The organism is Ampullimonas aquatilis, from assembly GCF_049675895.1.
GTDB classification, from domain to species: domain Bacteria; phylum Pseudomonadota; class Gammaproteobacteria; order Burkholderiales; family Burkholderiaceae_D; genus Ampullimonas; species Ampullimonas aquatilis.
In genome coordinates this window covers 2,920,544-2,943,308 of record NZ_CP183834.1, presented here as the reverse complement: position 1 = coordinate 2,943,308, position 22,765 = coordinate 2,920,544, and the positions used below count along the sequence as shown (strand labels likewise).

The 22,765-nt window shown below is 49.0% G+C and carries 22 protein-coding genes; 14 read left to right on the top strand and 8 right to left on the bottom strand.

Annotated elements, in window-relative coordinates; genetic code table 11:
• The first annotated feature begins 4 nt into the window (after positions 1-4).
• The gene (locus ACMYR3_RS13730; RefSeq protein ID WP_424192501.1) at positions 5-1,231 is read left to right on the top strand and encodes an argininosuccinate synthase; all 1,227 of its coding nucleotides are present in this window, start codon (positions 5-7) and stop codon (positions 1,229-1,231) included.
• 197 nt (positions 1,232-1,428) lie between these two features.
• Here ACMYR3_RS13730 and ACMYR3_RS13725 read toward each other — a convergent pair whose 3' ends face one another.
• The gene (locus ACMYR3_RS13725) at positions 1,429-2,301 is read right to left on the bottom strand and encodes a CsgG/HfaB family protein (protein ID WP_424192500.1); all 873 of its coding nucleotides are present in this window, start codon (positions 2,299-2,301) and stop codon (positions 1,429-1,431) included.
• A gap of 131 nt (positions 2,302-2,432) precedes the next feature.
• On the opposite strand from ACMYR3_RS13725, the gene ACMYR3_RS13720 reads away from it, so the two are divergent.
• Positions 2,433-2,759, top strand: a complete 327-nt coding sequence (locus ACMYR3_RS13720; RefSeq protein WP_424192499.1) for a pyrimidine/purine nucleoside phosphorylase — start codon at positions 2,433-2,435, stop codon at positions 2,757-2,759.
• A 54-nt stretch (positions 2,760-2,813) separates the two neighbouring features.
• Here the strand turns inward: ACMYR3_RS13720 and murB are convergent, their stop codons facing one another.
• The gene (murB, locus tag ACMYR3_RS13715) at positions 2,814-3,869 is read right to left on the bottom strand and encodes a UDP-N-acetylmuramate dehydrogenase (RefSeq protein WP_424192498.1); all 1,056 of its coding nucleotides are present in this window, start codon (positions 3,867-3,869) and stop codon (positions 2,814-2,816) included.
• 111 nt (positions 3,870-3,980) lie between these two features.
• Between murB and ACMYR3_RS13710 the strand changes: the two genes are divergently transcribed.
• The 6 genes from ACMYR3_RS13710 to ACMYR3_RS13685 all read left to right on the top strand — a co-directional run bounded on the left by ACMYR3_RS13710 (position 3,981) and on the right by ACMYR3_RS13685 (position 9,611).
• A complete protein-coding gene (locus tag ACMYR3_RS13710) occupies positions 3,981-4,466 on the top strand; it encodes a YajQ family cyclic di-GMP-binding protein (protein ID WP_424192497.1) in 486 nt (161 codons plus the stop codon).
• 46 nt (positions 4,467-4,512) lie between these two features.
• Entirely contained in the window at positions 4,513-5,148 is a 636-nt protein-coding gene (locus ACMYR3_RS13705; RefSeq protein WP_424192496.1) for a TIGR02281 family clan AA aspartic protease, read from the top strand.
• A 106-nt stretch (positions 5,149-5,254) separates the two neighbouring features.
• Positions 5,255-6,604 (top strand): exodeoxyribonuclease VII large subunit, encoded by a 1,350-nt coding sequence (gene xseA / locus ACMYR3_RS13700; protein ID WP_424192495.1) that lies wholly within the window; start codon positions 5,255-5,257, stop codon positions 6,602-6,604.
• Positions 6,605-6,761: 157 nt separating this feature from the next.
• Entirely contained in the window at positions 6,762-7,340 is a 579-nt protein-coding gene (gene sodB, locus ACMYR3_RS13695; protein ID WP_424192494.1) for a superoxide dismutase [Fe], read from the top strand.
• A 76-nt stretch (positions 7,341-7,416) separates the two neighbouring features.
• Positions 7,417-7,899 carry a GNAT family N-acetyltransferase gene (locus tag ACMYR3_RS13690; protein WP_424192493.1) on the top strand — a complete coding sequence of 161 codons (483 nt, stop codon included), beginning with the start codon at positions 7,417-7,419 and terminating at the stop codon, positions 7,897-7,899.
• Between the two features lie 278 nt (positions 7,900-8,177).
• Positions 8,178-9,611 carry a mannose-1-phosphate guanylyltransferase/mannose-6-phosphate isomerase gene (locus tag ACMYR3_RS13685; protein WP_424192492.1) on the top strand — a complete coding sequence of 478 codons (1,434 nt, stop codon included), beginning with the start codon at positions 8,178-8,180 and terminating at the stop codon, positions 9,609-9,611.
• Positions 9,612-9,675: 64 nt separating this feature from the next.
• On the opposite strand, the gene ACMYR3_RS13680 is transcribed toward ACMYR3_RS13685, so the two are convergent.
• Positions 9,676-10,125 carry a DUF192 domain-containing protein gene (locus ACMYR3_RS13680; protein ID WP_424192491.1) on the bottom strand — a complete coding sequence of 150 codons (450 nt, stop codon included), beginning with the start codon at positions 10,123-10,125 and terminating at the stop codon, positions 9,676-9,678.
• A gap of 118 nt (positions 10,126-10,243) precedes the next feature.
• A complete protein-coding gene (locus ACMYR3_RS13675; RefSeq protein WP_424192490.1) occupies positions 10,244-10,816 on the bottom strand; it encodes a pseudouridine synthase in 573 nt (190 codons plus the stop codon).
• Positions 10,817-11,052: 236 nt separating this feature from the next.
• Between ACMYR3_RS13675 and icd the strand changes: the two genes are divergently transcribed.
• Positions 11,053-12,306, top strand: a complete 1,254-nt coding sequence (gene icd / locus ACMYR3_RS13670; RefSeq protein ID WP_424192489.1) for an NADP-dependent isocitrate dehydrogenase — start codon at positions 11,053-11,055, stop codon at positions 12,304-12,306.
• Positions 12,307-12,417: 111 nt separating this feature from the next.
• On the opposite strand, the gene ACMYR3_RS13665 is transcribed toward icd, so the two are convergent.
• A complete protein-coding gene (locus tag ACMYR3_RS13665; protein ID WP_424192488.1) occupies positions 12,418-12,621 on the bottom strand; it encodes a cold-shock protein in 204 nt (67 codons plus the stop codon).
• A gap of 489 nt (positions 12,622-13,110) precedes the next feature.
• Between ACMYR3_RS13665 and clpS the strand changes: the two genes are divergently transcribed.
• The 3 genes from clpS (at position 13,111) to ACMYR3_RS13650 (ending at position 16,653) form a co-directional block, all read left to right on the top strand.
• Entirely contained in the window at positions 13,111-13,425 is a 315-nt protein-coding gene (gene clpS / locus ACMYR3_RS13660; protein WP_424192487.1) for an ATP-dependent Clp protease adapter ClpS, read from the top strand.
• Positions 13,422-15,722, top strand: a complete 2,301-nt coding sequence (gene clpA, locus ACMYR3_RS13655) for an ATP-dependent Clp protease ATP-binding subunit ClpA (RefSeq protein ID WP_424192486.1) — start codon at positions 13,422-13,424, stop codon at positions 15,720-15,722. The genes clpS and clpA overlap by 4 nt, the downstream gene beginning before the upstream one ends.
• A gap of 106 nt (positions 15,723-15,828) precedes the next feature.
• Positions 15,829-16,653: a TIGR00266 family protein gene (locus ACMYR3_RS13650; protein WP_424192485.1), complete on the top strand. Its 825-nt coding sequence runs from the start codon at positions 15,829-15,831 to the stop codon at positions 16,651-16,653.
• A 72-nt stretch (positions 16,654-16,725) separates the two neighbouring features.
• On the opposite strand, the gene ACMYR3_RS13645 is transcribed toward ACMYR3_RS13650, so the two are convergent.
• Positions 16,726-17,277: a cob(I)yrinic acid a,c-diamide adenosyltransferase gene (locus tag ACMYR3_RS13645; protein ID WP_424192484.1), complete on the bottom strand. Its 552-nt coding sequence runs from the start codon at positions 17,275-17,277 to the stop codon at positions 16,726-16,728.
• A 202-nt stretch (positions 17,278-17,479) separates the two neighbouring features.
• Between ACMYR3_RS13645 and ACMYR3_RS13640 the strand changes: the two genes are divergently transcribed.
• Positions 17,480-20,233: a transporter substrate-binding domain-containing protein gene (locus tag ACMYR3_RS13640; RefSeq protein WP_424192483.1), complete on the top strand. Its 2,754-nt coding sequence runs from the start codon at positions 17,480-17,482 to the stop codon at positions 20,231-20,233.
• Positions 20,233-20,811 carry a DUF4124 domain-containing protein gene (locus ACMYR3_RS13635; RefSeq protein WP_424192482.1) on the top strand — a complete coding sequence of 193 codons (579 nt, stop codon included), beginning with the start codon at positions 20,233-20,235 and terminating at the stop codon, positions 20,809-20,811. The genes ACMYR3_RS13640 and ACMYR3_RS13635 overlap by 1 nt, the downstream gene beginning before the upstream one ends.
• 34 nt (positions 20,812-20,845) lie before the next feature.
• Here ACMYR3_RS13635 and ACMYR3_RS13630 read toward each other — a convergent pair whose 3' ends face one another.
• Together ACMYR3_RS13630 and ACMYR3_RS13625 are read right to left on the bottom strand one after the other, a co-directional pair.
• A complete protein-coding gene (locus ACMYR3_RS13630) occupies positions 20,846-21,691 on the bottom strand; it encodes a LytR/AlgR family response regulator transcription factor (RefSeq protein ID WP_424192481.1) in 846 nt (281 codons plus the stop codon).
• A complete protein-coding gene (locus tag ACMYR3_RS13625; RefSeq protein WP_424192480.1) occupies positions 21,688-22,752 on the bottom strand; it encodes a sensor histidine kinase in 1,065 nt (354 codons plus the stop codon). Before ACMYR3_RS13625 ends, ACMYR3_RS13630 begins: the two co-directional genes overlap by 4 nt.
• Positions 22,753-22,765: the final 13 nt, after the last annotated feature.

Sequence of the window (22,765 nt, the reverse complement as noted above, 5' to 3'; positions counted from 1 at the left end):
AACTATGAGCGATTTTAAAAAAGTAGTACTGGCTTATTCGGGTGGTCTGGATACTTCGGTGATTCTCAAGTGGTTGCAAGATAATTACTCGGCCGAAGTGGTGACGTTTACTGCTGATATTGGTCAGGGCGAAGAGCTGGAGCCAGCACGTAAAAAAGCGGTTCAGCTGGGTATCAAACCAGAAAATATTTTCATTGATGATTTGCGTGAAGAGTTCGTGCGCGACTTTGTGTTTCCCATGTTTCGCAGTAATGCCATTTATGAAGGCGAATATCTGTTGGGTACCTCGATCGCTCGGCCACTGATTGCCAAGCGTCAGATCGAGATTGCCAACCAGGTTGGTGCTGAAGCGGTTTCTCATGGCGCTACCGGTAAAGGTAATGATCAGGTGCGCTTTGAGTTGGGCTACTACGCCTTGCGCCCTGGCATCAAGGTGATTGCGCCATGGCGCGAGTGGGATCTCTTGTCTCGCGAAAAACTCTTGGCCTACGCCGAAAAGGCCGGCATTCCCATTGATATGAAACACAAGCAGGGTGGCGCGCCTTACTCCATGGATGCCAACTTGCTGCATATCAGTTTTGAAGGCCGTCATCTGGAAAACCCGGCTGCCGAGGCTGAAGAATCCATGTGGCGCTGGACGGTGAGCCCCGAGGCTGCGCCTGATGCCGCTGAGTATCTTGATGTTGAGTTTGAAAAAGGCGACATCGTCGGACTGAATGGCCAGCGCATGTCACCTGCCGAAGTGCTGACCAAGCTCAATGAGCTGGGCGGCAAGCATGGGATTGGCCGCCTTGATCTGGTGGAAAATCGTTATGTTGGCATGAAGTCACGGGGCTGCTATGAAACTCCGGGCGGCACCATCATTCTCAAGGCACACCGAGCCATTGAGTCGATTACCCTGGATCGCGAAGTGGCGCATCTGAAAGATGATCTGATGCCACGCTACGCCAGCCTGATTTATAACGGTTACTGGTGGAGCCCCGAGCGACGTGCATTGCAGGTGCTGATTGATCATACCCAAACCAATGTGAATGGCTGGGTGCGCCTCAAACTCTACAAAGGCAATGTGATTGTGGTGGCGCGTGATTCCAAGGACACGTTATTTGATCAGACCATTGCAACCTTTGACGATGATGGTGGTGCCTACAACCAGGCTGACGCGGGTGGCTTCATCAAACTGAATGCCTTGCGGATGCGCATTGCTGCCAATGCTAAAAACAAGCGTGGCTGATTGGGTGTAAATGCATATTGGGTGGGGGGTATTTTAATGTCGCCCCACAACCTTTATTTTATGCACTTGAGCAGCTTATTGCTCTATGAATAAGCTGGTACTGCCTGGTAGTATCAATAAAAAAGCCACTCAATTGAGTGGCTTTTTTGCTGGTCAATCCAACCGGCTGTCGTGTCCGGTCAGATAAGGTGGCTGGCTTATTTTTTCTTCTTGCTGTTGGCTTGATCTACTTTTTGGGAGGCAGGTGTTGATCCACCTGACACGCCCAATGTACCGCCAGCGCCCAGACCACCTTCAACAGTTTGTGCCTTGTAGTTTTTCACGGCTTTAACAATATTGTTATAGGCATCGGTAAAGGCACCGGCAATTACTTTACCTTCAGCCGTGTTGGTGTAGCCACCTAAACCAGCCGCACCAGAACCACCAAACAGGCCGCCAAAGAGGCTGAAGTCGGTTTTGCTGGCACTACCTTCGGCAATGGCCAGCTGTACGCCAGAGCGGTTGTCGATCATGGTCAGCATGGTCGATGCTTCTTTGAATTTCAGACTGCCAGCCACACCTGCAACGGCACCCAATACACCACCAAAGCTGGCCAGGCCAGCTTTGACGCCGCCAGCATCATTGTTGTTGAAGGTAATGGAGGGTTCCATCGTGTAATCGGCTGCCACCATTTGGCCTTTACCCATATTGCTATTGCCACGTGCTTCACCGGATTCCATCAAAGCACGTTCCATTTGCATATTGGCCATCGCTTTGCCACGCTCGACCACGACAAAGCAGTTGGATTGTTGAATCAACAAACGCAGAATTTTGGTTGTCGATGGCAAACGGTAATCGTGTGTCAGCTGGTAATACCAAGGTTGATTGACGTCTTCTTGCAAAGCCAGGGTGCCCAGAGTTTTATCGCATTTTTCCAACTGTTTGTTTTCTCCGGTCGCCGTTGCACCACCAGCAGAACCTGTAGCAGTGGTTTTTGCACCTTCATCGCCAAGTTTGATTGGCATGGTGGAATTGCAACCAGCCAAGAGGCTGGTCATCAATACGGTAGACAGGACGGATTTGATTTTCATGTGGCCTCCCCAATTGGGTTTATTGATGTCGTGAAAGTTGAATAAATGTAAAGTCGAAAGGATTGTAATGTAGCCAAGTTCCCTGCGGCCTGAAATAATGCTGATTTTTTCACGCTTATTGGATTCTAATCATGACCCAGACTGCCACTGCCCAATTTGATAATGTTTCTGTTGTTAAAAAGGCCAATGTTTATTTTGATGGAAAATGCATTTCCCACACGGTGGTGTTTGCTGACGGCAGCAAAAAAACAGTGGGTGTAATTTTTCCCAGTGCATTGGTTTTTAATACTGGTGCGCCAGAAATCATGGAGTTGAATGGTGGCAAATGCCGAATTCGCATCAAGGGTGAGAGCGACTGGCAAACTTACAAAGGTGGTCAGCAATTTTCTGTGCCGGGCAATAGTAGTTTTGAGATTGAAACCCTGGAACTGCTGGACTACGTTTGTCATTTTGCTTGATCAAGCGGCTGGCGATTGCCAGCCGTAACTTCAGTCAGTCATTCCATCAATAGCTTAAAGAATCTCAGGTTCCGGTGTCAGCAAGACACCAAAGCGATTTTTAACACTGGTCATAATCGCATTGGCCAGTGCCAACACTTCTTCACCGCGTGCATCGCCGCGATTGACCAGCACCAATGCCTGATTGGCATGGACCCCGGCCTGGCCCAGGCTTTGGCCTTTCCAGCCACATCGATCAATCATCCAGGCGGCAGCGAGTTTGACCGTGCCATCTTTTTGTGGGTAATGCACAATGCCCGGATGCAATGTGCCGATTTCCCGGTATTGCTCATAACTGACCACCGGATTTTTAAAAAAACTACCCGCGTTTCCCATCACGGTCGGGTCAGGCAATTTGCGCTGACGAACGGCACAAACCGCATTAAACACATCTTTGGGTGTCGGTTGGCTAATCTTTTGTTCGGTCAATTCTCGTTCGACATCGGCATAGGTGGTTTTGATATTGGGTATTTTAGAGAGCTTGAATGCCACTTCCAGAATCACGTAACGGTCATGGGCCTCACGCTTGAAAATGCTGTCGCGATAACCAAAATGACATTGTTCATGGGTCAGATGCACATAACAGCCGGTGGCCGTATCAAAGGCAATCAGGCAGTCAAAGGTGCTTTCGACTTCAACGCCATAAGCACCAATATTTTGAATTGGCGCGGCCCCCACGGTGCCGGGAATCAAGGCCAGATTTTCCAGACCATACCAGCCACGTTCCAGGCAGGTGCGTACAAAATCATGCCAGACTTCACCGGCGGCGGCGGCCACCAACACATGGGTTTCATCTTCATCGAGTACATTGATACCTTGGTGCGCGATATGCACCACCATGCCTGCAAAGTCACGAGTGAGCACAATATTGCTGCCGCCACCCAGTACCAGATGCGGTTCGCTATTGAATAATGGGTGATAGAAGAGCTGGTCAAACTGGCGCTCATCGACGATCGACACAAAGTACTGGGCCGTGGCATCCAGGCCAAAAGTATTGAAGGGCTTGAGAGAAATATCGCGCTGAATAATCAGTTCATCGGGCGCGTCATGTGGGCTGGAAAATAAAGTCATGCCGCAATTATAAGAAATGCTAGGCATTCTGCTGGCAAATCTGTCTGTGACAGTGGTTTGAGATTGCTGGCATCATCTACAATCCCTTCAGCATTTTATTAGGAGGATCGCATGCCATCATTTGACGTTGTATCTGAAGCCAATATGATTGAAGTGAAAAATGGCCTCGAACAGGCCAACAAGGAAATTTCCACGCGATTTGATTTCAAGGGCTCCGACGCCCGTGTTGAACAAAAAGAACGCGAACTGACCGCCTATGCCGATGATGATTTCAAACTCGGGCAAGTGAAAGAAGTATTGCTCAACAAAATGGCCAAGCGTAATGTTGATGTCCGTTTTCTGGACTACGGCAAGATTGAGAAAATCGGGGGCGACAAGCTCAAACAAGTCATCACCATCAAACATGGTGTGTCGGGTGATCTGGCCAAAAAAATCGTCAAGCTGATTAAAGACAGCAAGTTGAAAGTGCAAGCCAGTATTCAGGGTGATGCGGTGCGCGTCACGGGTGCCAAACGTGACGACTTGCAAGCAGTCATGGCCTTATTGAAAAAAGATGTGAGTGAAGCGCCGCTCGCATTCAATAACTTTCGAGACTAACCTTATGTTGCGGCATTGTTTGGCAGGATTGGTGGGGGCGATTTTCTTGACTTCGTCTGCATGGGCCGCTGATATTGCATTAGTGGGGGTCTTCCCCAACAAGGCGGTGTTGGTAGTCGATGGTGCCAATCCTAAAACCTATGCGATTGGTGAAATGATCGGTAATGCCAAGCTGGTTGCCGTTGCCGACAATACCGCAGTCATTGAGTCTGGCGGCAAGCGTCAAACCCTGCAAGTGGGTAGTGCGGCCATCAAGACCATGGCAGCGAGTCCATCTTCAACTACTGATGATAAGGATGAAGCTGCTGGCGGCAAGCAAAGTGTCACATTGAGTGCTGGCAGTAATGGCCATTTCATGACCCAGGGGCAAATCAATGGTGGTACCGTCACATTTTTGGTGGATACCGGTGCCTCCATGATTTATATGGGCATGGGTGATGCCGTGCGCCTGGGTGTGAACCTGAAAAAAGCGCCAGTGGGTTACAGCATGACTGCCAATGGCCCAGTACGGGTTTATCGTGTCATGTTGGATAGCGTCAAAGTTGGACCGATCAAGCTTTATCAGGTGGAAGCCTCGGTGTCGGAGGCCAGTCAGCCTATCGTGCTATTGGGTATGAGCTTTCTCAATCGGATGGATATGCAGCGTAGTGGTGACGCTATGACGCTGACCAAGCGCTATTGAATTTCACTGGTCATGTTCAAGATGGCAATGATTTTTTCAGAGATCATTGCAAGTGTGCTCAATCGGTTTAGTATTGCTGCTACCGAATTTCTCAATCAGTTTTTCCATGTCCAGTCATGAAACGATCATCAGCGTTTCCGACCTGAATCGTCAGGCGGCACGCTTGCTGGAAAATCATTTTCCCCTGATGTGGATCAGCGGCGAAATCTCCAACTTTACACGCGCGGCGAGTGGTCATTGGTATTTCTCACTCAAAGATAGCGGCGCGCAGGTGCGCGGTGTGATGTTTCGCGGGCGCGCTCAGCATGTTGATTTTCAACCCAAAGAAGGTGACAGGGTGGAAGTGCGCGCCACAGTGACTTTATATGAGGCGCGGGGTGATTATCAACTTAGCGTCGAAGGCATGCGGCGGGCCGGTTTGGGCAATTTGTACGAAGCTTTTCTTAAACTGAAAGCTAAATTGGAAGCTGAGGGATTATTCGAGCCTGAACGTAAACGTCCCATACCGCGTTTTCCGAAGGCGATCGGGATTGTCACCTCCTTACAAGCGGCCGCATTGCGCGATATTTTGACCGCCTTGGCCAGACGCGCACCCCATATTCCTTTGATCATTTATCCAGCGCCGGTGCAAGGTGCCGATGCGGCCGACAAAATCGCCAAGGCAATTCAGATTGCCAATACACGTGCTGAGGTGGACGTGTTGTTGGTGTGTCGTGGTGGTGGCAGTATTGAAGACTTATGGTCGTTTAATGAGGAAGTCGTGGCCCGTGCCTTGGTGGCGAGCCAGATTCCGGTGATTGCCGGGGTGGGGCATGAAACCGACTTCACGATTGCCGATTTTGTGGCCGATTTACGGGCACCTACCCCCACAGCGGCGGCTGAATTGGCCACTCCTGCGCGCGATACCTTACTGGCCGCAGTGCAGCGCGAACAACGGGCTTTGTCATTGTGGATGATGCGCAGCCTGCAACAACGGATGCAGCGATTAGATGCCGCAACGCGACGCCTGCAACCACCGTCGGCGCGCGTGGCTGAACAGCGCCGGCAAATCCTGCAATGGGGGCATCGCCTACAGCAGTTGCAGCGTGCCCGACTGGCTGATGCAGTGCTACGTTGGCAGCGATTGAGTCATCGCTATCAACGCAGCCGGCCCAATCTGGCACCGGTCAGGCAACAGGTTGTGCTGCAGACTAATCAATTACGTCAGCAGATGCAGCGCAATTTGCAAAGGCAGCAGGCGCAATTGTCTGAACTATCGGCCAAACTGGCGTTATTAAATCCGCAAAAAACGCTGGAACGTGGCTATGCTATTGTGCAATTGCCAGATGGTCGCGTGGTGCGTAAACCTGCTGATATTAAAGCGGGCGGCGTGCTGGCGATTCGGCTTGCCAAAGGGCAGGTCAGTATTACCACTGGTGCAATTCAGCCGGAATTGGGCGGCGATCAAAGTAGTTAAATTGTCTTGTCAATCAGCATTGGCTTAATGCCGAGAAAATATAAGGGTCTTCCAAACCAGTCTTTGCGCAGTCGCAGCATCTGCCCTAGAATCGGCAAATACGAAAAATGAATATCTGGTCAGCTTTGCCCCATCAACACACATAATAGGAATCAACATGGCACATACATTACCCGCATTGCCTTATGAACTGGATGCGTTGGCACCGCATATTTCCAAAGAAACACTCGAATTTCACTATGGCAAGCATCATCAGACCTATGTGACCAACCTCAACAACCTGGTGCCAGGTACTGAGTTTGAAACAGCGTCATTGGAAGATATCGTTAAAAAATCATCCGGTGGCATTTTCAACAATGCTGCCCAGGTTTGGAACCACACTTTCTACTGGCATAGCCTGTCACCAAAAGGTGGCAGTGCGCCAACTGGCGCGCTGGCTGATGCCATCAATGCCAAATGGGGTTCTTTTGATGCCTTCAAAGAAGCCTTTACCAAATCGGCCATTGGTAACTTTGGTTCTGGTTGGACCTGGCTCGTGAAAAAAGCCGATGGTTCACTCGACATCGTTAACACCAGCAATGCCGCCACACCTTTGACAGGTGCCGACAAGCCTTTGCTGACTGCCGATGTTTGGGAGCACGCTTATTACATCGACTACCGCAATGCTCGTCCAAAATATCTGGAAGCATTCTGGGCGCTGGTCAACTGGGATTTTGCTGCTAAAAATCTGGCCTGATCATATTTTTTGATCAGCCAAGCCAAACCCCCGCTGGTCGGGGGTTTTTTCATTCATAGTCAACACCTTACACTCTATGTCGGTTCTGATTCAGCGAGTTGATTACCAAAATCCACTGCATGCGCAAGCCCTGATTAGTTTGCTGGAGATGTATGCGCAAGATCCAATGGGCGGGCATGCGCCACTGGCTGAATCGGTCAAACAGACTTTGCCAGCCCAGCTTGCTGCATTTCCTACGGCGATGAGCTGGTTGGCATGGATTGGCGGGGAACCGGTTGGACTGGTCAACGCCTTTCGCGGTTTTTCCACTTTTCGTGGTCGTGAATTACTAAATATTCATGATATCGCCGTACATCCGGCCTATCGCGGGCAGGGGATTGCCAGGCAGCTATTAGCCGCTGTGGAGGTCGCGGCGCGTCAGTTGGATTGCTGCAAATTGACGCTGGAAGTGTTGTCAGGCAACCAGGCCGCGCAACAGTTGTATCGCCATTTTGGTTTTCAGGCGTATCAGTTGGATGACGCTGCAGGCACGGCTTTGTTTTGGCAAAAGACTTTGTAATATTGGGAAAAAGCCGCTCATTGATCATTTTTGATGGAGTATATTTAAATATACGGTGCTAAAGTGCTTATTTAAACATGCTTTAAAAATACACGGAGCCAGTATATTTTTGTTGCTTGCTATCATGACTGGTTTTGTGACTTTGCCTGCAAGATCCGTGACGAATCGTTGTCGCAAAATCAACAAGCCTGCGTTATTGAGCAGTAATTCCATGTGCCAATTTTCATAATTGTTCGATACTATCGATTCTTTCAAGCCTGAATTAGAAACCGCATTCCATGAAGCTACTTCCTGTTGTTTTGTCCGGTGGGTCCGGTACCCGTCTTTGGCCACTTTCTCGTGAGACTTATCCCAAGCAGCTTTTGCCCTTGGTGGGTGAGCAGTCCATGTTGCAGGCAACCGTGGCGCGTCTGAAAGGTATTCAGACCGAGTTGTTGCCACCGTTGATTGTTTGTAACGAAGAATACCGTTTCATTACAGCAGAACAACTGCGCCAGAGCCGTCAGCCGGCACAGCAAATTATCCTGGAGCCAGCGGGCAGAAATACTGCACCGGCGTTGACCCTGGCGGCTTTGTCTGCTGTTATGCAAGATGATCCCGCCATGCTGGTCATGCCTGCGGATCATGTGATTACCGACGAAGCCGCATTTCGTAAAACGATTGAGTCGGCATTACCCATTGTGGCGGATGGCGGGATCGTGACTTTTGGCATTGTGCCGACTCGGCCCGAAACCGGTTACGGCTATATCAAATCGGTTGAGGCTGGTCAGCAGGGTGCACAGTTGGTTGAGCGTTTTGTTGAAAAACCCGATCTCAAAACGGCCGAATCCTATCTGGCCAGCGGCGCTTATTCCTGGAATAGCGGTATTTTCATGATGCGTGCCTCGGTTTGGCTGGCGGCTATCAAGGTTACTCGTCCCGATATTGCCAGCACCTGTGAAAAGGCACACGCTCAGGGCCAGAAAGATGCCGACTTTTACCGTGTCGATAAAGCCACGTTTCTGGCTTGCCCATCAGACTCGATTGATTACGCCGTATTGGAAAAGATTACTCAGACGGATGGCCCCGATATCGACTTGTTTGTCGTGCCCATGATCGCTGGCTGGTCTGATGTTGGTGCCTGGGATGCGCTTTGGGATGTCGCACCCAAAGATGAGAACGGCAATGCCGCACGCGGCGATACGCTGTTGCACGATACCAGGGACAGCCTGGTGTACAGCACGTCCCGATTGGTGGCGACGGTCGGGTTGACCAATATTGTGGTGGTTGAAACACCCGATGCGGTCATGGTGGCAGATAAATCGCGTACACAAGACGTCAAGAAACTGGTCGAAGCACTCAAAGGTTCTGGCCGCGGCGAGGGCAAATTGCATCGCAAGGTTTATCGTCCATGGGGCTATTACGACTCCATCGACAATGGCGAGCGCTTCCAGGTCAAACGTATTGTGGTCAATCCAGGTGCCTGTTTGTCATTGCAGATGCATCATCACCGTGCCGAGCATTGGATTGTTGTGACTGGTACGGCACAAGTGACCTGTGGCGAAAAAGTGCAGTTACTCAGTGAAAACCAGTCGACATACATTCCGCTGGGCGAAAAACATCGTCTGGAAAACCCCGGTAAAGTACCGCTTGAGCTGATTGAAGTGCAGTCCGGTAGTTATCTGGGCGAAGACGATATCGTGCGTTTTCAGGATACTTACGGCCGTCATTAATACGTCCGTTCCAGCTTATCACTGACGCGCTGTTGTTGTTTGCAACGACAGCGCGTTTTTATTTCTACTGATAGGCAGGCAAACCCGCAATCTTGCTGCCTGATTTGATTCCCTTGTTTTTAAACCAACCCAGATTCATTTCCAGCGCGTAACGCATTGGCGCGCGTGCGCAGTGGTTAGTTTCGGTTTGTGGCTGCATATCTTCAATATTCAGGATCGTGCCATCATCATCCAAAAAAGCCACTGATAAAGGGATCAGCGTGTTTTTCATCCACATGCAAGAAGCTTCTTTCTTGTCAAAAACAAACACCATACCTTGGTTGCTGCCCATCGTTTCACGAAACATCAGTCCCTTGGCACGTTGTGCATAGGTTTGAGCAACTTCTGCCTGAATCAAATGGATCCCGACATTTAATTGTTTAGTTGGTAATTCGGTTGGCATGACGGTTTGGGCTTGCGCCGCCAGGCTGAGAGTGAATCCGGTCAATACGGTGCAAATGATTTTTTTGAGCATTGTTCTAGGCCAGTATGCTGGCATCCTTCATAGTTGGGTCATGTTGACATGGGTTGATAGAAGCGGGGTTCGAACGCGTATAAATAAACCGGTTCAGCTGCAGTCATACTTTTGACGACTATTTTAGACCCAGCATGGCTGCGCTGATCGGGCATGATTCGCCTGGATTCAGATTAAGATCAAAAAGATTCAGTATGCCAATTTGGACTCTCACCAGACGTAGCGTCGGAAAGCCGATTTTTGCTGTCATGCGCCGTACCTGACGATTTTTCCCTTCGGTCAGAACCACTGCTAGCCAACTGGTTGGGATGCTGGTTCGTACCCGAATGGGTGGTGTTCGTTGCCATAGTTGCTCTTCAACCTGTTTCGTATCCAGTAGCGTGGCTTGACAAGGTCGGCTTACAAAATCACCCAAATCCACTCCTTTGCATAAAGTTTTCAGCGTATTCGAATCGATTTCACCTTCAACTTGTGCCCAATAGGTTTTGGGCAGTTTTTTCTTGGCAGAACTGACGGCGGTGATGATTTCTGCCATGTCGCTTAAAATCAACAAACCCTCGCTATCAGCGTCCAGACGTCCGGCTGGATAGACATTGGGCTGAGTAATCACATTGGCCAAAGTGGCACGGGTTGAGTGTTCAGAGAATTGACTCATCATCTGAAAGGGTTTGTTGAGAGCGAGGATTGTCATTGCTTTGCTGGCTTATTGTGAAATCTTAATGCATAATATGGAAGGCTAAGTCTTGTGTCTTATATAAGACTTAGCCTTAGGCAACTGTGTGTCAACGACATGAATACTGTTAGTTTCTACAGGAAAATACCCCTGATATTGCTTGGTAGCCGGTTTACAATCAAGCCATATCTGTAGAGCACGACTTACAGTGTCGGACGGCTTGCCTTCATCAACGCTTATCCATGGAGATGGAAATGTATCAACATATCAAGGTGCCTCCTTCAGGCGAGAAAATTACAGTCAATGCTGATTTCTCATTGAATGTTCCAGACAACCCAATTATTCCTTACATTGAAGGTGATGGTACCGGGATGGACATCACACCCGTGATGATCAAGGTTGTCGATGCAGCAGTTGCTAAAGCTTATGCTGGCAAGAAAAAAATTGCTTGGATGGAAATTTATGCAGGCGAAAAATCCACCAAGATTTATGGCCCAGATGTCTGGCTGCCAGAAGAAACGCTGAAAGTACTCAAGGATTACGTGGTTTCCATCAAGGGCCCTCTGACAACACCGGTTGGTGGTGGCATCCGTTCATTGAACGTTGCTTTGCGCCAAGAGCTGGATTTGTATGTCTGTTTGCGTCCAATCCAGTATTTTAAGGGTGTGCCTTCTCCAGTGAAAGAACCTGAAAAAACCAATATGGTGATTTTCCGTGAAAACTCGGAAGACATTTATGCCGGTATCGAATTTGAAGCAGAATCAGATAAGGCAAAAGAACTGATCGCTTTTCTAACCAACAAACTCGGTGTGAAAAAAATTCGTTTCCCCAATACGTCTGGCATTGGTATCAAACCAGTATCACGTGAAGGTACTGAGCGTCTGGTTCGCAAGGCCATTCAATATGCGATCGACAACGACAAACCATCCGTTACGATTGTTCATAAAGGTAATATCATGAAGTTCACCGAAGGTGGCTTCCGTGATTGGGCCTATGCCTTGGCGCAAAAAGAGTTTGGTGCGCAACTGATTGATGGTGGTCCATGGTGCAAATTTGCCAATCCAAAAACTGGTAAGGAAATTATCATCAAGGATTCCATTGCGGATGCTTTCTTGCAGCAAATTCTGTTACGTCCAGCAGAGTACAGTGTCATTGCTACCCTGAATTTGAATGGTGACTATGTGTCTGATGCGCTGGCTGCCCAAGTTGGTGGTATTGGTATTGCACCAGGAGCCAATTTGTCGGATTCCATCGCCATGTTTGAAGCGACTCACGGAACTGCGCCAAAATACGCTGGGAAGGATTACGTTAATCCTGGTTCAGAAATTCTGTCTGCTGAAATGATGTTGCGGCACATGGGTTGGACTGAAGCTGCTGATTTGATCATCAGCTCGATGGAAAAATCGATTTTATCCAAGAAAGTCACTTATGACTTTGCGCGACTGCTGGAAGGGGCGACTCAAGTATCTTGCTCCGGTTTTGGGCAAGTGATGATTGACCACATGTGATTTAAAACCGGACGAAGTGATTCGTCTGGTTCTTATATGATGGATAAACAAAAACCCCGCATTGCGGGGTTTTTGTTTATGAAATACTTGCTCCGATATATAAAACCAGTCTTAAGCGCCGGTGATATTTGATGCCTGTTTGCCTTTAGGACCTTGAGTGATCTCAAAGTTAACCTTCTGGCCTTCTTTCAGGGTTTTGAAACCACCCATCTGAATTGCTGAGAAATGTGCGAAAAGATCTTCGCCACCTTCGTCTGGTGTAATGAAGCCGTATCCTTTGGAGTCATTAAACCATTTAACTGTACCTGTTGCCATAAAACTGTCTTTCTAAAAAAATACAAAAAACGTCAATCAAATCTGACGTAATCCTTAACTCGCATCATGTCAGACAAATAAAATAAAGTCCTTGTACAAGACATGGATACTTGTTGGGCATTGTTTGCTGAACCGCTTTTTTAGTCAAGTGCTTTTTATTAGTGAAAACACGGATGAATCAAAAGTTTTCAAGTTTTTAATAAGGCGATTTCTTTCTTGAAAAATCCACTAATACGCCTTAAATAGGTGTCTAAGGATTCAATTTATCGCATCGTTTAAGCCAATTGCCTGGCTGAATTAATCAGATCTTAGATGTTTTGGCACAGGAAGTGCTTGAAATGAAGTAAAGCGTCACTATCTTGTCCATATGGTATGGCATATGAAAGAGTGGGTAGAACTTCACGCTCTAATCCCATTTTATTGCTTCATATGAGCGAGTATGATGGTATCCAGTTATTATTAACTTTCTGAATTTTTTTGAAACCGCCTATGGCCACCAGCCATGAAAATGATTCCACTCCTGTTCTTGAAGAGCAGGAACTCAAAGTTAAACCACCACCTCTTTTTGAGGTGATGCTGTTGAATGACGACTACACGCCCATGGAGTTTGTCGTGGCGGTCATTCAAGCCTATTTCAGCAAGGATCGTGAGACTGCTACTCAGATCATGCTGCAGGTACACCGTGAAGGCAAAGGTGTTTGTGGTGTTTATCCGAAGGATATCGCCGCAACGAAGGTGGAGTTAGTTACAACGCACGCGCGTCAGTCGGGTCATCCGCTGCAATGCGTAATGGAGGAAGCATGATTGCTCAGGAATTGGAAGTCAGTTTACATATGGCTTTTGTCGAGGCCAGACAGGCTCGGCATGAGTTCATTACGGTCGAGCATTTGCTTCTCGCACTTCTCGATAACCCCTCGGCCGCAGAAGTCATGCGTGCCTGTGCGGTCAATATTGAAGATTTGAGAAAATCTTTACAGCACTACATTGCTGACAATACACCCACGGTACCAGGTACTGGCGAGATTGATACCCAACCCACTTTAGGTTTCCAGCGGGTGATTCAGCGCGCCATCATGCATGTGCAGTCTTCTTCCAATGGTAAAAAAGAAGTGACCGGTGCCAATGTGCTGGTTGCCATCTTTGGTGAGAAAGACTCCCATGCGGTTTACTACTTGCATCAGCAAGGTGTAACGCGTCTGGATGTCGTCAACTATATCTCTCATGGTATTACCAAGACCCAGCAGACCGAGTCGGCCAAAACTGCCGAAGCAGCGACCGAAAGTGATGCCGAAAAGGCCGAAAAAGAAGGTGCGCTGGAGCAATTTACCCAGAATCTGAACCAGATGGCCAAGGACGGCAAAATCGATCCATTGATTGGTCGTGAAGCCGAAGTTGAGCGCGTGATCCAGGTCTTGTGTCGTCGTCGAAAAAACAATCCGTTGCTGGTGGGTGAGGCTGGTGTTGGTAAAACGGCGATTGCCGAAGGTTTGGCATGGCGTATTACTCAAGGTGACGTGCCGGAAATTTTAGCCAATGCAACAGTGTATTCACTCGATATGGGTGCATTACTGGCTGGTACCAAATACCGTGGTGATTTTGAGCAGCGACTGAAAGCCGTTTTGAAGGCGCTCAAAGATCATCAGCATGGCGTTTTGTTTATTGATGAGATTCATACATTGATTGGCGCGGGTTCGGCCTCCGGTGGTACGTTGGATGCGTCCAACCTGCTCAAGCCTGCGTTGTCGAGTGGTCAGCTCAAATGTATTGGTGCGACCACCTTTACTGAGTATCGTGGTGTGTTTGAAAAAGATCACGCGCTGGCTCGTCGTTTCCAAAAGATTGATGTCGCAGAACCGACAGTGGATCAAACCATACAAATCCTACGTGGTTTGAAATCACGTTTTGAAGAACATCATGGGATCAAGTATTCAGCCAGTGCTTTGACAGCCGCCGCTGAGTTGTCAGCCAAGTTCATCAATGATCGTCATTTGCCTGACAAGGCCATTGACGTGATTGACGAAGCCGGTGCTGCTCAGCGCATTTTGCCTAAATCCAAGCAAAAGAAAACCATTGGCAAGAGTGAGATTGAAGACATCATCGCCAAGATTGCGCGAATCCCACCACAGAGTGTTTCTGTGGATGATCGCAGCAAGTTGCAAACGATTGACCGTGATTTGAAAAACGTGGTCTTTGGTCAGGATGCCGCCATTGAAGCGCTTGCTGCGGCAGTCAAAATGGCACGTGCTGGCTTGGGTAAAACTGACAAGCCGATTGGTGCTTTCCTGTTTTCTGGCCCAACCGGTGTTGGCAAGACCGAAGTGGCCAAGCAGCTTGCCTTCATCATGGGGATTGAGCTGTTGCGTTTTGACATGTCGGAATACATGGAGCGTCATGCGGTGTCGCGCCTGATTGGCGCACCTCCCGGTTATGTGGGCTTTGATCAGGGTGGCTTGCTGACTGAAGCCATCACCAAAAAACCGCATTGCGTCTTGTTGCTGGATGAAATTGAAAAAGCGCATCCTGATGTGTTCAATATTCTGCTGCAGGTGATGGATCATGGCACGTTGACTGACAATAATGGCCGTAAAGCGGATTTCCGCAATGTGATCATTATCATGACGACCAATGCGGGTGCAGAAACCATGCAAAAATCGACCATTGGCTTTACCACCCAGCGCGAGCAGGGTGACGAAATGGGCGATATCAAACGCATGTTCACGCCTGAGTTCCGTAACCGTCTGGATGCGATCATTAACTTCCGTTCGCTGGATGAGGAAATCATCTTGCGGGTGGTTGACAAGTTCCTCATGCAGCTTGAAGAACAGTTGCATGAAAAACGTGTGGATGCGATCTTCACCGAAAAACTGCGCTCCTTCCTGGCCAAGAAAGGTTTTGATCCAATGATGGGCGCACGACCCATGTCACGTCTGATTCAAGACATGATTCGCAAGGCATTGGCTGATGAGCTGTTGTTTGGCAAATTGGTCAGTGGCGGTAAGGTCACGGTGGATCTGGATGACAAGGAAGAAATCGTGCTCAGTTTTGCGGAGGGCGAATCTTCCCCACCTTCTCAACCTGAAAAGGAAGAGGCGGACGTTTAATCAGTCTGTTGCAAATACAGGAGTAGATGCGCAAGCTTTTGTCATCTGAATCTGTTAAAAATGGCACTCAGTTGAGTGCCATTTTCTTTTATCAAGGAGCAAACTCATGGCGATGGATGTCATCGATTACGTCATTCACGGTGCAGAAATGCAATATGTTGAGGTTGAGCTCGACCCTGGTGAAGCCATGGTGGGTGAGGCTGGCAGCTTGATGTATATGGAGGCCGGGATTGAGATGGACGCCGTGTTTGGTGATGGTTCGGCCACTCAATCAGGCTTTATGGGCAAGTTGCTCGGTGCAGGCAAACGCTTGCTGACCGGTGAGTCGTTGTTTACGACCATTTATTCCAACCAGGCCACCGTCAAGCGCAAATTGGCATTTGCGGCACCTTATCCAGGCAAAATTATCCCGGTCGATTTGAGCAAAATCGGCGGCACCTTTATCTGTCAGAAGGACGCTTTTTTGTGTGCTGCCCGTGGCGTGCAATTAGGCATTGCCTTTCAACGCAAATTGTCGGCAGGATTTTTTGGTGGTGAAGGTTTCATCATGGAAAAACTGACTGGTGATGGCATGGCCTTTATTCATGCTGGTGGCACCATGCATCAGCGCGTATTGGCACCCGGCGAAAACTTGCGGGTGGATACCGGTTGTCTGGTGGCTTATGAACCGACGGTCACGTTTGATGTGCAATATGTTGGCAAGGTTAAAACGGCCTTGTTTGGTGGTGAAGGACTCTTTCTCGCTTCCTTGACCGGACCAGGCACGGTCATATTGCAGTCTTTGCCATTTTCACGGTTGGCTTCACGGATTTTTGCAGCCGCACCGCAAACGGGTAGTGGTGGTCGTGAAGAAGGCGGGATTTTTAGTAGTCTGCCTGGACTGGCAGCCGGTGGTTTATTGGGTGGTGTACTCAGTGGGGATGATGATTAATGTATGAATTAATGGAGTATCATTAATTTATTGTTGCTCAAGTGCGTATTTATTGGTCTTTAAAAAATACAGTTAGGGGGTATTTTTATTTTGCCAAAGTACATCGCCGTCACCTAAAGCCTGATTGAGATAACGCGCCATCACAAACAACAGGTCAGACAGCCGGTTCAAATAAAGCCGGGCTGGCTCGCTGACCGGTTCCACTTCTGCCAAGGCAACGACCAGTCGCTCGGCGCGGCGGCAGATGGTACGTGCAACATGCGCCAGCGCTGCAGCACGGCAGCCGCCCGGCAAAATGAATTCCTTTAACGCTGGCAATTGTTCATTGAATAAATTGATGGCATCGTCCAATGCAGCAACCTGTGAGTCTTGCAATTTGCGGTAGTCTGGAATCGATAATTCGGCACCCAGATCAAACAGTTCATGCTGTATCTGCACCAAAATGAGCTGCACCGCCACCGGTAAAGCCTCGCAAAGTAGTAGACCCAAATACGAGTTCAGTTCATCAACATCGCCCAATGCTTGGATTCGCAACGCGTCTTTGCGCACTCGTTGGCCATTTCCCAGTCCTGTCGTCCCGTCATCACCGGTACGCGTGACGATTTTTGTTAGCCGATTGCCCATGCATGCCTTTTGATATGAATAGTATTCATTAAAAATCCCGTGAGGCTTTTTAATACAATGTAACATGATCGAATATAACAAAATTTCATCATCGGGGCAGCCTGATAGAGTTGAAGTCTGCTGGTAAATCAAAGCAGATATCAGCGAATACTCACGTTGTTCATTGTTTTGCCTTCCAACTCCAACTATCTTGGTTATTTCAATGAGCCTTTGTCTTCGCTTGATTTCAGTGATTCTGTTCCTGTGCGTGATTCTGGCACAGGCGCATGCCGAGGTGGTGACTAATTCCAATCCCTTGCACCATCCCCATATTTCGCTGAGTCCGGCTGTCATCCCCGGTGGCAATATTGTTCCTGAATTGGTACTCAATGAGGATGATCGGCAATTTTTGGCAGCGCATCCGGTGATTCGAATCGCCGCCAATCGTAGCGGTTATCCACCCCTATTTAGTCCAACAAATGAGCATGCGGAGTTGGCCCAAGGCATTGCCATGGACTATCTTTCATTAATTGCCAAACGCCTCAATGTACAGTTTAAGGTAGGGGTTCAAGACAGCTTTGAGGACTCCCTCAATAGCGTACGCGACCATAATGCTGATATGGTCGTGGCAGCCGCACAGACATCTGCCAGAACCAGCTATCTGACTTTCACTCAGCCCTTCATCCAGGCAGACATGGCCCTCATTGTGCCGCGTGGCCAAACGGTTGCCAGTCCCCAGTCGCAGCTGGAAGACTATGTGGGTAAAACCTTTGCCATCGAAAGCGGATATGCGGCAGGTGATTATCTGCGCGAGCTTTTTCCCAGTATTAAAATCAAAAACTATGACACGACTGAAAAGGCTTTACGCGCAGTAGCAAGTGGTGAAGCCGAAGTGTATGCGGGCCTGTTTGTGACGGCGCATTACCAGATTGAAAAATTCATGATCTCCAATCTGGAGCTGGCCGCGACTTTCAGTTTGCCCAGTAGTCGTCTTGGCTTTGCTGTGCGCAAAGACTGGCCACAACTCGTGAGTTTGATGGATCGTGTCATCAGTTCGATGACTCAGGAAGAACGACAACAAATCGAATCTCAGTGGCAGCCCTATTTTCATTTTTTGCAACAAGCCAATAACAAAATTCGACTGACCGATGAGGAGCAGGCCTATCTTAAAAGCATCGGTAGCTTGACTGTCGGATATGACAATGCTTTTGCGCCATTTAGTGCCATGGCAATCGATCAGAATCCGCAAGGCATGGCATTTGATTATTTAAAGCAAATTGAAAATCGTCTTGGCTTGCCAACCTCAAAACTGATCGGAGATACCTGGTCGCAGGTTTTACAAAAACTGCAACGTGGCGAAGTGCATATCTTGATCGCTGCCGCACGTTCTGCCGAGCGCGAGCATGTCATGAATTTTTCAGGACCTTATTACAGCTCGCCCACGGTAATTGTGACACACCCACGCAGTGCACCGGTCTTTGAGTTGGGTGATCTGGCTGGTAAAAAATTGGCCGTGTTACGTGACCATTTTTATCTGGAAGAAATCAGGCGGCGCTTTCCGGCAATTGAAGTCGTTGAAATGGACGATATGGCGACTTGCATGCAAAGTGTGGTCGATCATCAGACGCAAGCCACCATTGGCAATATGGATGTGGTGGACAATCTGATTCGTCAGAAATATCTGGGCCAGGTGCAAGTGGCCGAGATTGTCCGCTCGGCGCCTAGTGATCTGTACTTTGCTACAGCCAAGGATCATCCCATGCTGGCTCAGATTCTCAATAAGGCTATGGACTCATTCAGTAGTGCAGATCATGCTGCCATGCGACAAAAATGGATGATGGCCACTTATGAGTCGGGTTTGTCATGGCGAAAAGTGGGCAGCGTGATTGTGCCAGTTGTTGTTGGCATGTTGCTGGTCTTGCTGATCAGCTTATTCTGGAATAAACGCTTATCGCGCGAAGTGAAGCGTCGTCAACAGGTGGAACAGATCGTTGTCAATGAACGCGATCTGGCAACTGCCCAGTCAAGTTATCGCGCACAATATATTCGTACCATTTCACATCATGTCAACGCTGCAGTAACGAGTATGCGCGATACCCTGGAGTTGCTTAAACGACATATTGATAATCATCAACCACATGGTGAGCCGGCACGATTGACCGATTCGCTCAGAACATCAGTGCGGGCCTTGCAACAGATGCTGGGCAATGTACTTGATTATTCACGAATTGAGTCGGGCAAAGTCACTTTAAATCTCAAACCTGGCAGCCTGCAAGAACTGTTTTTTGCCTTGGCCGATGAATACGATGTCGTGGCTCGACTCAAAGGTCTGTCATTCAATTTTTCAGTTTCGCCCAATTTGCATGATCGTGTGATGATGGATGCCGTCAGGGTACGGCAACTGCTGACCAATTTATTATCCAACGCAACACATTTTACGCAGACTGGTTTTGTCCGCTTCAGTATTGACCAGCTTGATTCAAATTCTGATGAAGCAGCACTGGCACAGCCAATTGAGGCTTTACAGAAAGCAATGTTGACTCATCAAAAAAACAATGTGATGGCTGCCACTGACAACAGTATGGCACCTTTATCGGCCTATCAATGGTTGCGTATCATGGTGGAGGACAGTGGCCCTGGAATTAGCCAGGCGCAACAGACTGAACTTTTTCATGCCTATAACATTCTAATCAGCAACCGGCAACGTGCGGTACCCATCCAGCCCAAGTTGGATGATGAAGCGGTATTGAGTGCCAATGGCGGTTTGGGTTTACTCATTTGCAAGGAACTCTGTGAATTGATGGGTGCGCAGATGCAATTGTTTTCGCATGCCGATGATGAAGTGTCCAACACCTTGAGTGACACTGCAGCATTGACACCAGACAAGCGCGATGTTCCCATCCAGTCACTGGTGAAAAAACAGGGCACTATTGTGGTGATTATTTTGTGTGTAGGTTTACTGGATCAGGATCATTGATGCGTGATTGCAAACAATGGGCAGGATTGCTCTGGCTATTGAGCCTGTACCTGCCAACCAGTGTTGTTGCCCAGTCGGCGGTTTATCGCTGGCAGGATGCCAATGGTAGGGTACATTATGGCGATCAGCCCACTGTTGATGCGCGAAAAACACAGATGGTTGATGTTGAGTCGCCATACATTGATAATTTCTCGACGCAAACGCCTTCCAGTGCTGGTTCTACGGTGCCCGACTATGTGATTGCCCAAAAAAGACTGGTGCAAACCATGGAGCGAGATCGGCTCATGCAGCAAGGTCGCAGTCATTTTCCGTATTACGTCAGTTCTGGTTATCGTGGTTATACCGGTGCTTATCCCGGCTATACACCAGGCTTGAGTGTGCCAACAGCAGAATATTGCCGCAGCTATGCCGATGCCAGTTGCAATCCAGACAAAATCAGTGGGCCGATTTATGATGGCCCGCCCAGTGTCTATGTGCGTCGTTATGGCTATGGCCGACCAGTACCCGTGCCAACCCAAATCATTCAGCCCGATCGTTATACCCGTTATGCCGAGCCGCGTGTCAGTCTTAAGCCTTGAAGGACTATGGCACCAGGCTCTCGGTATGGTTGGTTCAGCGCTCTAAGGCTTCTCGTACCAGCGGCAGCTGGCGCCGTGAAATAGGGAGTCGATCATCCACGCCACGAATTTTTGTGACCCAGGTAAAGTCGGCATCTTCGCCGTTATTCATCAGTATCTTTTCAATGCCGCTCAAAAAGTACAGGTTGACCAAGGCATTGCGGTGAATGCGGATATAACGTCCAGTCAACTCGTTTTCGAGTGTTGCGAGTGAGGCTTCCAGCAAGTATTCGCGGTCGGCAGTACGCAGCACCACATACTTTTGTTCGGCCTTTAAATAACACACCTCATTGACATCAATCCGTTTGATGGCGCCCTGATCATGCACCACAAAGTGCGTACGCCAGTCGGGTTGATAGCTTGCGCTATTGGACTTGGATTCACTCGGCTCAAGCTGGTTGCCTGGTGCAATGAAGGGGGTTTGTCCAAGCAAAAAAGTGCGTGCTTTCAGCAATGCTTCTTTAAGCCGAGCGGCGCGTACCGGTTTCACCAGATAGTCGATGGCATGGAGTGCAAAAGCATCCAGTGCATATTCATCATAGGCGGTGGTAAAGATAATGGCAGGACGCGCCTGACTATTCGGGTAGCGTTGTTTCAGTTCGGCCGCCAAAGCCAGACCAGTCTGCTCGGGCATATTAATGTCGAGCAGTACCACATTGATAGATAAGCTGGTCAGGCTGGCTAGTGCCGCATTTACATTATTGGCTTCACCACCGATCTGAAGGGGTAAGTCGCTGCATTCATCAGCCACATCAGCCAAGAGCGTCTTCATACGCAGCCGTGCTGGCGCTTCATCGTCAACGATGAGAATGTTTAATGTGAACAGCGGGGTGTGACTCATGATTGCAAAGGCAGGTTAACAGTAACGGTAAAGTGGTCAGGCTGGTCATCCACTAGCAACTGGGCCGTGAAATCATATTGCAAGGCCAGCCTTTCACGAATATTGTCCATGGCCAGTCCATTGCCGGGCTGGCTTTTGACGCCGGGGACGCGAGAATTTTCAATGATGATCTGCAACTGCTCATTGATGCGTGCGATTGAAACATGAATCCAGCCGCCCTGAGCAACCACCTCCACACCATGATGTACCGCGTTTTCCAGCAAAGGTTGCAAGAGCAAGGAAGGGACCAGTATTGGTCCCAGACCCGCGGCAATATCCCACTTGATGCTGAGTCGTTCGCCCAGTCGGGTTCGTTCAATATTCAAATAGCGTTCGCACAAGGTCAGCTCTTCCTGCAAGGGCACTTGCTGGCGGGCATCACGCATCAGTGTGCGCAATAGTTCGGCCAAATCTTCCAGGGTATTTTCTGCTTTTCTGGGTTCACTGCGAATCAGTGCGAGTACCGTGTTTAAACTATTGAAAAAAAAGTGGGGTCGAATGCGTGCCGTGAGTGCTGTCAGGCGTGCTTCGTTCAAGGCAGGTGAAAAGGCTTTGCTGCGCAGTTCAAAGTAATGCAAAAAAATGAAGGTCAATAACGTTGCCGCCAAGCCTGCATAAACGGCGTGCAGCGGATGTTGACTGAGCCCGAGCAGATTGCGCCACCAGCCGAGTGCAATGGCATCGATTCCCCACGTCACTAAAAAAGCCACGGCCATTGCGAGAGCCCATTGCAGGGGTTGGGCAAGTTGGCTGGTAGGCAGGGCAAGGTTCACTTTAATAATGAGATGACGCAGCCCGCATAACAGCAACAGGGTGATGAGTGTGGCAGGTTCCGTCAGCATGGCCGACTGCGCCATGCGCTCGGCCCAGGGCGTCGGATCCTGCAAATCCAGCAGTGCCGGAATCAGCACGCAGGCATTGACCACCAGCAGCACGCGCAACACCACGCCGGCATTGCAGCAGTCGGGCCAGTTTAAAAGCGCTGCAGGAATAGGCGCGTCCTTTATAATTTGGGGCTTCATATAAGAATTGAAA